The sequence below is a fragment of the Streptomyces sp. NPDC025618 genome (assembly GCF_055558795.1).
This window is the reverse complement of the sequence record NZ_JBVHLW010000012.1, coordinates 112,228-127,108: the sequence shown is the minus strand read 5'-3', so window position 1 is coordinate 127,108 and position 14,881 is coordinate 112,228. Positions and strand designations below refer to the sequence as shown.

9 protein-coding genes and 1 pseudogene are annotated in these 14,881 nt (G+C 72.9%); 5 read left to right on the top strand and 5 right to left on the bottom strand.

Features of this window, described 5'->3' with window-relative positions:
• Positions 1 to 15: 15 nt before the first annotated feature.
• The gene (locus ACZ4A5_RS14100; RefSeq protein WP_467582398.1) at positions 16 to 3,285 is read right to left on the bottom strand and encodes a S41 family peptidase; all 3,270 of its coding nucleotides are present in this window, start codon (positions 3,283 to 3,285) and stop codon (positions 16 to 18) included.
• 294 nt (positions 3,286 to 3,579) lie between these two features.
• Here ACZ4A5_RS14100 and ACZ4A5_RS14095 point away from each other — a divergent pair, with 294 nt between their 5' ends.
• From ACZ4A5_RS14095 to ACZ4A5_RS14085, 3 genes are all read left to right on the top strand, one after another.
• Positions 3,580 to 4,176, top strand: coding sequence for a TetR/AcrR family transcriptional regulator (locus ACZ4A5_RS14095; protein WP_467582396.1), 597 nt, complete (start codon positions 3,580 to 3,582; stop codon positions 4,174 to 4,176).
• 100 nt (positions 4,177 to 4,276) lie between these two features.
• Positions 4,277 to 6,478, top strand: a complete 2,202-nt coding sequence (locus ACZ4A5_RS14090; RefSeq protein WP_467582394.1) for an MMPL family transporter — start codon at positions 4,277 to 4,279, stop codon at positions 6,476 to 6,478.
• 201 nt (positions 6,479 to 6,679) lie between these two features.
• A complete protein-coding gene (locus ACZ4A5_RS14085; protein WP_467582392.1) occupies positions 6,680 to 7,876 on the top strand; it encodes a MarP family serine protease in 1,197 nt (398 codons plus the stop codon).
• A 1-nt stretch (position 7,877) separates the two neighbouring features.
• On the opposite strand, the gene ACZ4A5_RS14080 is transcribed toward ACZ4A5_RS14085, so the two are convergent.
• Positions 7,878 to 9,917, bottom strand: a complete 2,040-nt coding sequence (locus ACZ4A5_RS14080) for an MDR family MFS transporter (protein WP_467582390.1) — start codon at positions 9,915 to 9,917, stop codon at positions 7,878 to 7,880.
• A 114-nt stretch (positions 9,918 to 10,031) separates the two neighbouring features.
• On the bottom strand, positions 10,032 to 11,117 hold the full coding sequence (gene nicT / locus ACZ4A5_RS14075; protein ID WP_467582452.1) for a Nickel transporter NicT: 1,086 nt from the start codon (positions 11,115 to 11,117) through the stop codon (positions 10,032 to 10,034).
• 417 nt (positions 11,118 to 11,534) lie between these two features.
• Here nicT and ACZ4A5_RS14070 point away from each other — a divergent pair, with 417 nt between their 5' ends.
• Positions 11,535 to 12,749: a serine hydrolase domain-containing protein gene (locus ACZ4A5_RS14070; RefSeq protein WP_467582388.1), complete on the top strand. Its 1,215-nt coding sequence runs from the start codon at positions 11,535 to 11,537 to the stop codon at positions 12,747 to 12,749.
• A gap of 107 nt (positions 12,750 to 12,856) precedes the next feature.
• Complete coding sequence (locus ACZ4A5_RS14065) at positions 12,857 to 13,645, top strand: SDR family NAD(P)-dependent oxidoreductase (RefSeq protein ID WP_467582386.1); 789 nt, start codon at positions 12,857 to 12,859, stop codon at positions 13,643 to 13,645.
• 7 nt (positions 13,646 to 13,652) lie between these two features.
• Here the strand turns inward: ACZ4A5_RS14065 and ACZ4A5_RS14060 are convergent, their stop codons facing one another.
• Both ACZ4A5_RS14060 and ACZ4A5_RS14055 read right to left on the bottom strand, forming a co-directional pair.
• On the bottom strand, positions 13,653 to 13,991 hold the full coding sequence (locus ACZ4A5_RS14060; protein ID WP_467582384.1) for an SRPBCC domain-containing protein: 339 nt from the start codon (positions 13,989 to 13,991) through the stop codon (positions 13,653 to 13,655).
• A 1-nt stretch (position 13,992) separates the two neighbouring features.
• Positions 13,993 to 14,760 (bottom strand): annotated as a pseudogene (locus tag ACZ4A5_RS14055) (hypothetical protein); the annotation flags it as partial.
• Positions 14,761 to 14,881: the final 121 nt, after the last annotated feature.

The following is a 14,881-nucleotide window of genomic DNA, read 5'->3' as shown; positions in this document are numbered from 1 at the left end:
GGCGCACCCCGCCCCCTACCGCGGTGGAAGATCAGGCCGTCGCAGATCCGGTACGGACGAATAATCCGGCGGCTCCGCGCAGCCATGCCTCTCCAGCAGGTCGAGAGCCAGCCGCACCGCGTCGTCCATCTGCTTGTGGCGGCCCTCCGCCCAGTCCAGCGGCGTGCGGTCGATCTCGATGTCCGGTTCGACGCCGTGGTTCTCGATGCCCCAGCCGTACGCGTCGAACCAGGCCGCGTTCATCGGGACGGTGATTGCCGAGCCGTCGCCGAGGCGGTGGCGGCCGGTCATGCCGACGACGCCGCCCCAGGTGCGCAGGCCCACCACGGGGCCGATGCCCTGGAGTTTGAAGGCGGCGGTGATCATGTCGCCGTCGGAGGAGGTCATCTCGTCGGCGATGGCGACGACCGGGCCGCGGGGCGCGTTGCTCGCGTACGAGACGGGCTGGGCGTCGCGCGTGAGGTCCCAGCCGACGATGGTGCGGGTCAGCTTCTCCACGACCAGCTCGCTGATGTTGCCGCCGGCGTTGCCGCGCACGTCGACGATGAGCGCCGGGCGGGACATCTCCATCCGCAGGTCGCGGTTGAACTGTGCCCAGCCGGAACCGCCCATGTCGGGGATGTGGAGGTAGCCGCACTTGCCGCCGCTGAGTTCGCGGACGACCGCGCGCCGCTTGGCCACCCAGTCCTGGTAGCGCAGGGGCCGTTCGTCGACGAGCGGCACGACGGCGACCCGGCGGGCGGGGCCCTCGCCCTCGGCGGGCCGGAAGGTCAGCTCCACGGTGGTGCCGCCGGCCGCCGCCAGCAGCGGGTACGGGCCCGCCACCGGGTCCACGGGCCGCCCGTCGACGTGGGTGAGGGCCGAGCCCTCCCGGATGCCGGAACCGGCCAGCGGGGAGCGGGCCTTGGAGTCGGAGGAGTCGCCGGGCAGGATGCGCCGCACGGTCCAGGAGCCGTCCTTGTCGCGCACGAGGTTGGCGCCGAGCAGGCCGATGGCGCGCTGGTAGTGCGGCGGGCCCTCGTTGCGGCGGGCGGGGATCACGTAGGCGTGCGAGGTGCCCAGCTCGCCGAGGAGCTCGCGCAGCAGGTCGGCGAACTCGTCCGGGGTGGCGACGCGTTCGACCAGCGGGCGGTACTGGTCGAGGACCGCGTCCCAGTCGATGCCGCACATCTTCGGTTCCCAGAAGTACGCGCGGACGATCCGGCCCGCCTCCTCGTACGCCTGCCGCCACTCGGCCGCCGGGTCCACGTCGTGCAGGATGCGCCGCATGTCGATATAGACGGTCGAGTCGGGGTCGCCGACGTCCCCCGAGGGCACGGCCCGCAGCTCGCCCTCGTCGTTGACGACCAGGCGGGTGCCGTCGCCGCTGACCGCGAACCAGTCGAGGGAGCTGGTGAGTTCGGTGCGCTTGGCCTTGGCCAGGTCGAAGTGTTCGAGCGTGGGGCGGCCCGAGGTGTCGGCGGGGTTGGCGAAGGTCTCGCCGAGGGCGCCGGAGATCGGCCAGCGCAGCCACACCAGGCCGCCGCCGCTGACCGGGTTGAGCGCGGAGTACTTCGACGCCGCGACCGGGAAGGGCGTCACCCGGCTCTCCAGCCCCTCCACCTCGATGAGCGTCGAGCCGTCGCCGCTGCCGCCGTTGTCGTCGGAGTCGAGCCCGCCGGCCGCGGGCCTGCCCTCCGTCGTCAGCGCGAAGGGCGAGGGCGTCGCCGAGGACAGCGGCACCAGATAGGGGCGGCAGCCCAGCGGGAAGGAGAGGTCGCCGGTGTGCACGTCGTAGACCGGGTCGAAGCCGCGCCACGACAGGAAGGCCAGATAGCGGCCGTCGCGGGTGAAGACGGGCTGTTCGTCCTCGAAGCGGCCGTTGGTGACGTCGACGACGGTCCGGTCGGCGAGCCTGGCGATCCTGATCTGCCGCAGCGAGCGGCCGACGCCGGGGTGCGACCAGGCCAGCCACGCGGAGTCGGGGGAGAAGGCCAGGTCGCGGACGGGGCCGTTGGCGGACCGGACGAGTTCGCGTACCTCCCCCTGCCGTTCCGGGGCGTCCTCGGCCGGGACATCCACCAGCAGCAGCCGCCCGTCGTGCGCGGCGACGGCCAGCCGCTCGCCGTCGGGGGAGGCGATCAGCTCGTGCACCCGGCCGATCCGGCCCGCCGCCAGCCGCCGCGGCTCGGCGGGGCCGGTGGCGCGCGGGAGCTGGGCGATCTCGATCGCGTCCTCGCCCTCGGCGTCGGTGACGTAGGCGACCTGGCCGGTCGAGCCGAGCATCTCCGGCAGCCGGACCCGCACGCCCGGGGTGTCGGCGATGGTCCGCGCCGGGCCGTCTCGGTGCGTCAGCCAGTAGAGGCTGCCGCGGACCTCGACGGCGCTGGCGCGGCCGGTGGTGTCCACGGCGAGCGCCTCGACATTGCTGGCGGCCTGCACCTGGTACGGGCGCCGCCCGGCCCGCGGCCCGCCCAGGCGCACCTCCAGCTTGCGCGGGACGCCCTCCGGGCCGAGGTCGTCGACCAGCCACAGCTCGCCCGCGCACTGGTAGACGACGCGCGAGCCGTCGGTGGCGGCGTGCCGGGCGTAGAAGTCGGCGTGGTCGGTGTGGCGGCGCAGTCCGGTGCCGTCGGGCAGGCAGGAGTAGAGGTTGCCGACGCCCTCGTGGTCGGAGAGGAAGGCGACGCGGTCGCCGACGAACATCGGCGAGTCCAGGTGGCCGCGCAGGCCGGGCACCAGCCGGGTGCCGTGCAGCCACAGCCGTCCCGTGGCGCCGCCGCGGTAACGCTTCCAGGCGGCGGGCTCGTGCGGGGGCTTGCCCGTCAGCAGCAGCGTGCGGTGCTCGGCCCCGCCGATCGCGATGTCGGAGGCGGGCCCCCACGGCAGCCGTCCGCCGGGGCTGCCGTCGGTGGGCAGCCGGTAGGCCCAGGAGAAATAGGAGAAGGGCTGGCCGTGCGAGGAGACGGCGAGGATGTCGCACCGGCCGTCCTGGTCGGGGGGCGCCCAGCCGCAGACGCGCGCGTCGCCGCTGCCCCAGTAGGTGAGCCGCCGCGCGGGCCCGCCGGCCACGGGCGCCAGGTGGATCTCGGGGTCGAGGCTGCGCCAGGTCGTGAAGGCGATGTGCCGGCCGTCGGGGGAGAAGCGGGGATGCCCGACCCGGGTCCGGTCGACGGTCAGCCGCCAGGCGCGGGCGGCGTCCCGCGCGCCGTCGGCGCCGAGGGGGGCGATCCAGAGGTCGTCCTCGGCCGTGAAGCAGAGCAGATCTCCGTGCAGATGAGGGAACCGCAGATACGCATCACTCACCTCCTCATCGTTTCGGCCCGGGGAGGCCACGGCAACTCGGTCGGGGTGACGTGTCGGCGCCGCGGCGGGCCCCCGCGACACGCTTCGCGCGGCGTCCCGCACGGACCGTGACGCGCTACCCGCGAGTCGCGCCCGCCGTGACGGAGAACACCATCGAAACGGCGTCGTTTCGATGGGGCGGCGCGTACCCTCGTGGTGTACGAAACCGTTTCGTTCCGGCATGCCCGGAACGGGGCGGCCCACGTATCCGCGACCGGGACACCCACGTGAGCCCGAAGGGAGTGACGCGAGCCGATGGACAGACCCGAGCCGACGGCGCAGCGCCGCACCCGGCTGACGCCCGAACGCGAAGGCGAGCTCTACGGCGCCGTCCTGGAGATCCTGCGTGAGGTCGGCTACGACGCCCTCACCATGGACGCCGTGGCGGCCCGTACGCGCTCCAGCAAGGCGACCCTCTACCGCCAGTGGAGGGGCAAGCCCGAGCTGGTCGCGAGCGCGCTGCGGCACCAGAAGCCGGTCCAGGTGTCGGCCATCGACACCGGCACCGTGCGCGGTGACCTCCAGGCCATGCTGTGCGTCGCCGACGACGCGCAGCTGGAGAAGGACGCCGCCCTCATGCGGGGGCTGGGCCACGCCGTCCACACCAACCCCGATCTGCGCCGCGCGCTGCGTGAACTGCTGGTCGAGCCCGAGCTCGAGGGGCTCCACGCGATGATGCGGCGCGGCGTCGAGCGGGGGGAGATCGCCGCCGACAATCCGGCGCTCGACTACGTCGGGCACATGATGATCGGCGCGTTCGTCACCCGCCACCTGATCGAGGACCGGACGCCGGACTGCGCGTATCTGGCCCACTACATCGACGCCGTAGTGGTCCCCGCACTCGGCCTCTGACCCCGCCACCACCTCTCACCTGACGCGCCGCTCTCGTCGTCGGGCCGATACCTCACGCCCTGTTCCGCCCCATCTCGACACGACGGGAGCACAACGCCTCGTGGCCACGTTCCTCTACAGACTCGGCCGGCTCGCCTTCCGGCGCCGCTGGTACGCGGCACTCATATGGGTGCTGCTGCTGGTGCTCGCCGGCACGGGCGCCGCCACCGCCTCCAAGTCCACCAACAACGACTTCTCCATCCCGGGCACCGAGGCGCAGGCCGCCTTCGACCTGCTGGAACAGCGCTTCCCGGGCCAGACCCCGGACGGGGCCGCCGCCCGCGTCGTCTTCAAGGCCCCCGACGGCCAGAAGATCACCGACGTGAAGAACCAGGCCGCGGTCGAGAAGGCCGTCGCCGAGCTCGCCGGTCCCCAGGTGGGCTCGGCCGCCAACCCCTTCAAGGCGAACGCCGTCAGCAAGGACGGCACGACCGCGTACTCCTCGGTCAGCTACAAGGCCAAGCCGCAGGACCTCACCGACGCCTCCCGCGACACCCTCAAGGACGCGGCCCAGCACGGCCGTGACGCCGGGCTGACCGTCGAGATCGGCGGCAGCGCGCTCCAGACCATGCCCGAGGGCGGCTCGGAGATGATCGGCATCGCGGTGTCCGCGGTCGTCCTGCTGATCACCTTCAGCTCGCTGGTCGCCGCGGGTCTGCCGCTGCTCACCGCGATCATCGGCGTCGGCATCGGCGTCTCCTCGATCACCGCGCTCGCGCCGGTGCTCGACCTCTCCAGCAACACCTCGACGCTGGCCATGATGATCGGCCTCGCGGTCGGCATCGACTACGCGCTGTTCATCGTCTCCCGCTACCGCGCGGAAGTGGCCGAGGGCCGCGAACGCGAGGAGGCGGCGGGCCGGGCCGTCGGCACCGCGGGCTCCGCGGTGGTCTTCGCCGGCCTCACCGTGGTGATCGCGCTGGCCGGCCTCGCGGTCGTCAACATCCCGATGCTCACCAAGATGGGCCTGGCCGCCGCCGGCACGGTCGCCATCGCCGTGCTCATCGCGCTCACCCTCATCCCCGCGCTGCTGGGCTTCGCGCCCCGCAAGGTGCTGGCCCGCAAGGACCGCAAGCGCGACGGCCGCCCGGCGGCCACCGACAAGCCGAACATGGGCACCCGCTGGGCCCGCTTCGTGCTGCGCAAGCCCGTCTGGGTGCTGGCCGCCGGTGTGCTCGGTCTCGGCGCGATCGCCGTGCCCGCGGCCTCCCTCCAGCTCGGCCTGCCCGACGACGGGGCGCAGCCCAAGAGCAGCACCCAGCGCAAGGCGTACGACATGCTGGCCGACGGCTTCGGCGCCGGCTTCAACGGCCCGCTGATGATCGTCACCGACGCGGCGAAGGCGAGCGACCCCAAGGCCGCCGCCGACACCGTGGTCAGGACCATCAAGGGCCTGGACGACGTCGCCATGGTCACCCCGGCCGCCTTCAACAAGGCCGGTGACACCGCGACGATCACCGTGGTGCCCAAGTCCAAGCCGACCGGCACGGAGACCGAGGACCTCGTCCACGCGATCCGCGACCAGGGCGGCAAGATCACCGCCGACACCGGCGCCAAGGTGCTCGTCACCGGCTCCACGGCGATGAACATCGACGTCTCGCAGAAGCTCAACGACGCCCTGCTGCCCTATCTGGCACTCGTCGTCGGCCTGGCCTTCCTGCTGCTGATGGTCGTCTTCCGCTCGGTGCTCGTCCCGCTCAAGGCCGCCCTCGGCTTCCTGCTGTCCGTGGTCGCCGCCCTCGGCGCGGTCGTCGCGGTCTTCCAGTGGGGCTGGCTCGGCTCGCTCTTCGGCGTCGAGGAGACCGGCCCGATCATGAGCATGATGCCGATCTTCATGGTCGGCGTGGTCTTCGGCCTCGCGATGGACTACGAGGTCTTCCTCGTGACCCGCATGCGCGAGGCGTTCGTCCACGGCGAGCGCCCCGGCCAGGCGGTCGTGACCGGCTTCAAGCACGGCGCCCGCGTCGTCAGCGCCGCCGCCGTCATCATGATCAGCGTCTTCGCCGGCTTCATCGGCTCCTCGGAATCGATGATCAAGATGATCGGCTTCGGCCTGGCCATCGCCGTCTTCTTCGACGCGTTCGTCGTCCGCATGGCCATCGTCCCCGCCGTCCTCGCCCTGCTCGGCAAGGCCGCCTGGTGGCTGCCCGGCTGGCTCGGCAAGATCCTCCCGAACGTCGACGTCGAGGGCGAGCAGCTGCGGAAGCAGCTCTCCACCCCCTCCGGCGACCCCGACGAGAAGCGCGAGCTGGTCGGCGTCTGACCGCCCGCCGCGCACGAAGGCCCGGCGGCGGGCCCCTGACCCCAGGGGCCCGCCGCCGGGCCTTTCGCGCCCCCCGAACGCCCCCGCCCGCCTGTGGGCTGCGCCATGCGAGGGAACCGTTGGTCCCCGTACGGGCGTTTTCTCTAGTCCACACACCGTGTGGGCGCGATAGGGGGCGCGTGTGATGGAAAGGGCTCCGCGTTGAACCTGCTCGATGTGCTTCTCATGCTGATCGTCGTCGCCTACGCCGTATCCGGATTCCGGCGTGGCCTGATCGCCGGCCTCGTGCTGTTCGCGGGCTTTCTCGGGGGCGCCGTCATCGGCGTCTGGGCGCTGCCCTATGCCCTGGAGTCCTTCGAGACCGGCACCTCGGCCGCGGCCGTCGTCGCCGTCCTGGTCGTCCTCCTGCCGGCCGCCCTCGGGCACGCGCTCGCCGGGCGGCTCGCCTGGCGCCTGCGCCGCCACCTGACCTGGGCACCCGTGCGCGGCGTCGACGGCATAGGGGGCGCCGCCGTCAACTCCCTGGCCGTCCTCCTCGTCGGCTGGGTCGCCGCGAGCGTCCTCGTCTCGGCGAACTCCACCCTCCTCACCCGCGAGATCAAGGACTCCGCCCTGCTCGGCGCCGTGCAGAAGGCCATGCCCGAGCAGGCCCCCACCTGGTTCAGCCGCACCACCGACGCCCTCGCCGGGGCGGGCTTCCCCCAGGTCTTCAACCCCTTCGAGAACGAACCCGCCACCGGCGTCGCCAAGCCCTCCGGCGACGCGGTCACCCCCGCCGTCGGCCGCGCCGCCCGCGAGAGCGTCGTCAAGGTCGAGGGCGTCGCGAACGTCGGCGACGGCCGCCGCGGCCAGGAGGGCAGCGGCTTCGTCTACGCCTCCCACCACGTGATGACCAACGCCCACGTCGTCGCCGGGGTCAGCAGCCCGACCGTGCGCGTGGGCGGCGTCGGCCGCTCGTACCAGGCCAAGGTCGTCCTCTTCGACCCCCACACCGACGTCGCCGTCCTGGACGTGCCCGGCCTCGACGCCCCCGTCCTGCCCTTCGACAAGAGCGCCAAGCGCGGCGACGCGGCCGTCGTCGCGGGCTTCCCCGAGAACGGCGGCCTCGACCTGCGCGCCGCGACCGTGGCCAACGAGGTCCGCGCCAAGGGCCAGGACATCTACGGCGACGGCGTCACCACTCGCACCGTCTACTCCCTGCGCTCCACCGTCCGCCCCGGCAACTCCGGCGGCCCCCTCCTCACCCCCTCCGGCAAGGTCTACGGCGTCGTCTTCGCCCGCTCCACCTCCGACCCGGAGACCGGCTACGCCCTCACCGCCGGCCAGGTCGCGGCGGCCGCGGACCAGGCGCGCACGGCCACGGCCCCGGTGAGCACCGGCACCCGGGCGGCCCTGTGAGTCAGACCGCCGTGCGTTCGAGCAACTGCTCGTCCTCCTCCAGCAGCCGGGCCGCCATCGCGTCCAGCGCCCGGTCGAGGAGGGCGCGGTCCTCGGGGTCGCCGACGTCCCAGTCCTCCAGCCGGGCCGACAGCCAGGACCGCCACGCCGCGCCCAGCCGCTCGATCTCGGCCTCACCCGCGGCCGTCAGGAACAGCCGGTCGCCCTCGGCACGCGCGTAACCGGCACCGGCCGTACGGGCGAAGGCCGGTTCGAGGACCTCGGGCGGCATGCGGTGCGCGAGCGCCACCGAGGAGAGTGTCGCCTCGCCGCGCACCCGCAGCCGCCAGTGGATCTGGCCCAGCGTCCACGCCTCGGCGGGCCCCAGCGGGCTGCCCGACTCGGCCAGGACACGACGGCTCACCGGCGGGCCGTGCTCCCTGCGCATCACGCTCGCCACGGCCCGCTCCAACTGCCGCTCCGCCTCGGCGGAGTCCGGGGCCGCGAAGCCCTCGCCCATGTCGGAGGCCCCGGCCCGGGCGCTGTCCCGCAGCGGCACCTCCTTCAGGAACCACGCCACGACGAAGCCCGCGAGGGCGACCGGCACGACCCAGAAGAAGACGTAGTTCACGGTGTCCGCGTAGGCGTCGATCACCGGCGCCGCCTGGGCGTGGGGCAACTGCCCCAGCCCCTGCGGGCTCTGCACCGCGGCGGGCGGCACGCCAGGGGAGCGCAGCAGCGCCTCCGCCAGGTTGGGCCGCAGCTGGTTGGCGTAGAGCGTGCCGAAGATGGCCGTGCCGAAGGAGCTGCCGAGCGTACGGAAGAAGGTCACGCCCGAGGTCGCCGTGCCCAGCTCGTGGTACGCCACCGTGTTCTGCACGGCGATCGTCAGCACCTGCATCGCCAGCCCGATGCCGACGCCCAGGACGAACATGTGGAGCGACTCCAGCCAGGGCCCCGACGACGCGTTCATGGTCGACATCAGGAAGAGACCCAGCGCCATCACGGCCGTACCCGCGATGGGGAAGGCGCGGTAGCGGCCGGTGCGGCTGACCACGATGCCCGAGAGCATGGACGTGCCCAGCAGCCCGGCCACCATGGGCAGCGCCCGGACGCTGGACATGGTGGCGGAGACCCCGTCGACGTACTGGAGATAGGTCGGCAGATACGTCATCGCGCCGAGCATCGCGAAGCCGACGATGAAGCTGAGCACGGAGCAGACGACGAAGACGGGGTTGCGGAAGAGGTGCATGGGCAGCATGGGCTCCCGGGCCCGCAGCTCCACCAGCACGAACAGCCCCAGCAGCACCACCGACCCCGCGAACAGGCCGATGATCACGGCCGAGTCCCACGCGTACTCGTTGCCGCCCCACTCCAGGCCGAGCACCAGCCCCGAGGCGCCGAGCGCCACCAGCACGATGCCGAGGTAGTCGATCACCGGCCGGACCGCCGAGCGGACGACCGGGATCGTACGGGCCGCCATCGCCACCATCACGATCGCGACGGGCACATTGACGTAGAAGCACCAGCGCCAGGTGGCGTGGTCGGTGAAGATTCCGCCCAGCGTCGGCCCGACGACCGTGGTCACGCCGAAGACGGCGCCGAGCGCGCCCTGGTACTTCCCGCGCTCGCGCAGCGGGATCACGTCGGCGATCAGCGCCATGGCCGTCACCATCAGCCCGCCGCCGCCGATGCCCTGGAGCGCGCGGGCGGCGATCAGCATGAGCATGGAGTTCGCGGCGCCCGCGAAGACCGAGCCGCCGACGAAGACCACCGCGCTCAGCTGGAAGACGACTTTCCGCCCGAAGAGGTCGCCGAACTTGCCGACCAGCACGGTCGAGACCGTCTCCGCCAGCAGATAGGCGGTCACCACCCACGCCATGTGCCCGCCGCCGCCCAGGTCCGCGACGACCGTCGGCAGCGCGGTCGAGACGATGGTCTGGTCGAGGGCCGCCAGCAGCATGCCGAGCACGATGGTGACGAAGACCAGATTGGTGCGGCGCCTGCCGAGCTCCGGCGGCGCCGGGACGTCCGCCGTGGGCTGCGCGGTGGCCGTGGGCATCGGCGGGCCTCCTTGCGGTCTCCCCCGCTCTCCCCCGGAGCTTTCAGCATTCGGCCATCCGCGCGCTCCCGCCACCGCTGACGGCGCGCGGGTGACGGCGGCGTGGGCGCCGCCTCAGCCGGTGGTCGCCTCGGCGGCCGCCTCCGCGGGCTGGACGTTCACACTCCACTTCTCCTCGATGCGGGCCGCCTTCCAGATGACCAGGGCGAGCACCCACGTGGCGAAGAACAGGCCGACGATCACGAAGCCGACGGTGTTCAGGTCCAGGCCGCCGATCCAGTCCCAGAACGCCCCGTGCAGGCCGAGCTTGTCGGCGATCAGGCCGAGCAGCTCGATCGTGCCGATGATCAGCGCCACGGCCACGGACAGCGCGGTGATGGTGAGGTTGTAGTAGACCTTGCGCACCGGCTTGGAGAAGGCCCAGCCGTAGGCGAAGTTCATGAACGAACCGTCGATGGTGTCCAGCAGCGACATCCCCGCCGCGAACAGCACGGGCAGGCACAGGATCGCGTACCACGGCAGACCGGACGCGGCGCCGGAGCCGGCCAGGACGAGGAGCGCGACCTCGGTCGCGGTGTCGAAGCCGAGACCGAAGAGCAGGCCCAGCGGGTACATCTGCCACGGCTTGGTGATCGACTTCATGACCCGGCCGAGCAGCCGGTTCATCAGCCCGCGGTTGTTGAGCTGCTCCTCCAGCGCCGCCTCGTCGAAGTGCCCGGCGCGCATCTTGCGGAAGACCTTCCGGATCCCGGCCAGGACCACGAGGTTGAAGATCGCGATGAGGTAGAGGAAGGCGCCGGAGACGGTGGTGCCGATCCAGCCGGTGACCTCGTGCAGCCCGGAGTTCTCGTCCTGCACGGGCCCGGCCAGCGCCTTGACGCCGAGCGACAGCAGGAAGGCCAGGGCGAAGACGACGCTGGAGTGCCCGAGCGAGAACCAGAAGCCGACGGACAGCGGACGCTTGCCCTCGTGCATCAGCTTGCGGGTGGTGTTGTCGATCGCGGCGATGTGATCGGCGTCGAAGGCGTGCCGCATGCCGAGCGTGTACGCGGTGACGCCGATGCCGATCCCGAAGGACTTGGTGCCCAGGCTGTAGTGCTCGGGCGCGACGATGGCCACCAGGACGAACCACCCGACGACGTGCAGCGCGAGGATGAAGGCGACCATGCCACCCATCCGCCGCCACTCGGCACCCGTCATCACACCGGTTATTCGCTGCCAACGGGAAAGCGCGGGGTCCTGGGCGACGGCGGTGGTGGAGACCATGGCGGCCCCTTCCTGATGGTGCGCAAATGACGGCACACGGTAGGCGCACCAGATCAGCAGCTGCAACCTGTATGCAGCTGCGAGCGGGAGCGCGGCGCCCCCTCGGGGGCGCGGGGCTGAGACAACGCGCGGCTCCGCGTGCTCCGCCAGGGGCGCGGGGCTGTGACAACGCGCGGCTCCGCCGCGTGGGCGCGAGCCCCCACCGGGCGGACGGCCGACAACGACCCCAAAGGGGCCCGGGGGCGAAGCCCCCGGAAAGAGGGAGCCCGGAAGAACGCCCCGATCCACCCCGGTCTACGCGCATTGAGCGCGGCACGGCACCATGGTGGGAGCCCTTACACAGATCAGACGGTGAAGCAGGAGACAGCGGTGGACGCCCAAGGCACGGTGGCGGACGGTTTCGAACCGGTCCGGGACGCCTTCGCGGAGAACTTCGCCCGGCGCGGCGAGCGCGGCGCCGCCGTGACCGTCTACCGGAACGGACACAAGGTCGTCGACCTCTGGGGCGGCACCAAGAACGCCGACGCCGGCCCCGACGACACCCAGCCGTGGGAGCGGAGCACCGCCCAGATCGTCCGCTCCGCCACCAAGGGCGTGGCCGCCGCCGTCCCCCTGCTCCTGCACCAGCGCGGCCTGGTCGACCTGGACGCGCCCGTCGGCACGTACTGGCCCGAGTTCAAGGCGGAGGGCAAGGAGCGCGTCCTCGTCCGCCACCTCCTCTCGCACCGTGCCGGCCTGCCCGTCCTCGACACCCCGCTCACCCCGGCCCAGGCCATCGACGGCGTCAGCGGCCCGGCCTCCCTCGCCGCGCAGGCGCCCGCCTGGGAGCCCGGCACCGCGCACGGCTACCACGCGCAGACGTACAGCTGGCTGCTCGGCGAGCTCGTGCTGCGGGTCACCGGCAGGACCGTCGGCGCCTGGGTCGCCGAGGAGATAGCCGCGCCCCTCGGCGCCGGCCTGTGGATCGGCCTGCCCGCCTCCGAGCAGGCGCGCGCCGGGCGGATCGCCGACGTCGAGCCGCCCGCCGACCCCGCCACGGCGGGCCTGCGGATGCGCCCCAAGAAGGCCGTGTCCGACGCCTACGGCGACCCGGCCTCGCTCACCCGCCGCGCGTTCGGGGCCATCGAGCCGCAGGCCGACGAGAACGACCCGGCCTACCGCGCCGCCGAGCTCCCCGCCTCCGCGGGCGTCGCCACCGCCGACGGCCTGGCCCGCTTCTACGCCTCGCTGCTCGGCGACCTCGACGGCACGCGGCGGCTGTTCGCCCCGGCGACGCTGACCCTGGCCCGTACGGAGGAGTCGGCCGGCCCGGACCGCGTCCTGGTCGTGGGCACCCGCTTCGGCCTGGGCTACATGCTGCACGGCGCGGCCTCCCCGCTGCTGGCCCCCGGCTCCTTCGGCCACCCCGGCCGCGGCGGCTCCCTCGGCTTCGCCGACCCCGAGTCGGGGATCTCCTTCGGCTACGTCACCAACGGCATGCAGAAGAACGTCACCGCCGACCCGCGCGCCCAGGCGCTCGTCCGCGCGGTGGCGCTGAGCCTGGATTCCGGACCGCGGGCCGATTAGCGGGCCGAGGCGCGGGCTGTGGCCTTGAGGCTGTGGGCGGGGGCGGAGCCTCAGACCGCCGCCCGGCGGAAGCGAATGCCGCGACCCCCAGCGGGTAGCGATCCCGCATGGCAGCAGCACGCTTCGACGGCTACGCCGTACTGATCACCGGCGCGGGCCGCGGCATCGGCGCGGCGACCGCGCGCCGGTTCGCGGGCGAGGGCGCGCGGGTCCTCGTCACCGACCTGGACGGCGAGCGCGCCGCGAAGGCGGCCGCCGCCCTGCGCGCGGACGGGCTGGCCGCCGAGTCCACCCCCTGCGACGTCGCCGACCGGGCGGCGGTCGAGGCCGCCGTCGCCACCGCCATCGACCGCTTCGGCCGGCTCGACGTCCTCGTCAACAACGCCCTGTCCTGCCACCCCGACGAGCGGTACGTCGAGGACACCTGTGACGAGGACTGGTTCCGCGACCTCGACATCACGCTGACCGGCGCCTTCCGCTGCGTACGTGCCGCGATGCCGCACCTCGCGGCGGCGGGCGGGCGCGGCTGCGTCGTCGGCATCGGCTCGGTCAACGCCGAGCGGGACTTCGGCAACCACGCCTACAGCGCCGCCAAGGCGGGCCTCGCGAGCCTCACCCGCACCCTGGCCGGGCACTGCGCGGCGCGCGGCGTACGCGTCAACCTCGTCGCACCGGGCACCGTCCACACCCCCAACTGGGACGGCCGCGAGGACGTGCTGGAGCGCGCCGCCGCGCACTATCCGCTGGGCCGCGTCGGCCGCCCCGAGGACATCGCCGCCGCCGTCGCCTTCCTCGCCTCGCCCGACGCGTCCTGGATCACGGGCGTCACCCTGCCGGTGGACGGCGGCCTGCTCGCGGCCGACCCGGGCCTGAAGCGGGCGATGCGCGGCGAATAGGCCGCTGCTACGGCATCAGCCAGGGCGCCTTCGGGAGCGGCCGCCCGGTCTCCAGGAACGTCTTCAGATTGGACAGCACCGCCGCCCAGCCCCTGGCGGCCTCGGCGCGCTCGGCCTCGTCCGCGAGGTTCTCGCGGGTCACGGTGAGCCGGGCGATCTCGCCGTACTCCTCGATCCCGAACGTCACCCTGGACGGCCCCTGCGGTGGCTCCCCGCCGGGCAGCGCCCAGGTGCTCACCAGGCGCGTCGGCGGCGTCGCCTCCAGGACCGTGCCGACGACGTACGGCGTGCGTGCCGTCCGCCCGCCGGTGCTCCCAGGCGGAGCCGGGCTACCAGTCGGAGACATTGCCGTGCCCCCAGTACGCGGCCGTCCGCTCGGGCGTGACATGGTCCTCCGCCGCCCCCGCCAGCTTCAGGGCCTTCATGTAATAACGCTGCCCGAGGCCGTGCTCGCGCTCGTACATCGCCATCCAGCCCGTCAGGTACACAAGGTCCGAGGCGGCGGACAGCATGTTCTTGCGGACCTTCTCCGGGGCGGACGCGCTGAGGTACGGAGCGACGGTGTTGACCAGGAACGCCGCCGCCATCGGACGGGCATGGCCGCCGCCGAGCTCGTCGAGGATGTCGGCGATCTTTTCCGTCATGGTGCTGACCGTGGTGACGTCGCTCTCGCCGATGCGTACGGTCCGGCCGGTGGCCGCGCGCCCCGCGCGCCCCGCGAGATCGGGGAAGAGGGGAACCGCCAGAGCCGCCGAGTACACCCCCGCCGTGAGGACGCCCCTCCGAGAAGGGTCCATGTCGGCCCGTCCGGCATCGATGAGATCTTCGAGGTCGCTCCCCTCGTTACCCGCCACGGGGCCTGGGAACCCGGCTTCGGCATGGGTGACCGGCCGCTTCAGGCGCCGGGCCAGGGCTTCGAGGACGACGGGCCTGACCTCGGCTCGTGGTGTCGTGCCGGAAAGCCAGTGGGAGACGGCCGACGGGTCGTAGCGCAGCGTCAGCCCGGCCTCGGCTCCGATGCGGTTCACCGCCCTCGCGAACTGGGTTTGCGACCACTTCGCCTGGCCGAGCAGGCTCGCCAGTCCGGTGTTCGAGGTGCGTGGGCTTGTCGCCATGCTCCAACTCCCCTCGGCCTTGGGGGCTTTCACGTTCACGCCTCCCTCTCACGGTACCGGTCGGGCCTCTTCCCGTAGACACATCGGCCCCGGCTCCGAACCTCGCCCCCGCTCACCAGGC

What these genes read in the sequence shown, in the direction of transcription:
- ACZ4A5_RS14095 (WP_467582396.1), top strand. Translation starts at nt 3,580, where the DNA reads ATGGACAGACCCGAGCCGACGGCGCAGCGCCGCACCCGGCTGACGCCC.
- ACZ4A5_RS14080 (WP_467582390.1), bottom strand. Translation starts at nt 9,917, where the DNA reads ATGCCCACGGCCACCGCGCAGCCCACGGCGGACGTCCCGGCGCCGCCG.
- nicT (WP_467582452.1), bottom strand. Translation starts at nt 11,117, where the DNA reads ATGACGGGTGCCGAGTGGCGGCGGATGGGTGGCATGGTCGCCTTCATC.
- ACZ4A5_RS14065 (WP_467582386.1), top strand. Translation starts at nt 12,857, where the DNA reads ATGGCAGCAGCACGCTTCGACGGCTACGCCGTACTGATCACCGGCGCG.
- ACZ4A5_RS14060 (WP_467582384.1), bottom strand. Translation starts at nt 13,991, where the DNA reads ATGTCTCCGACTGGTAGCCCGGCTCCGCCTGGGAGCACCGGCGGGCGG.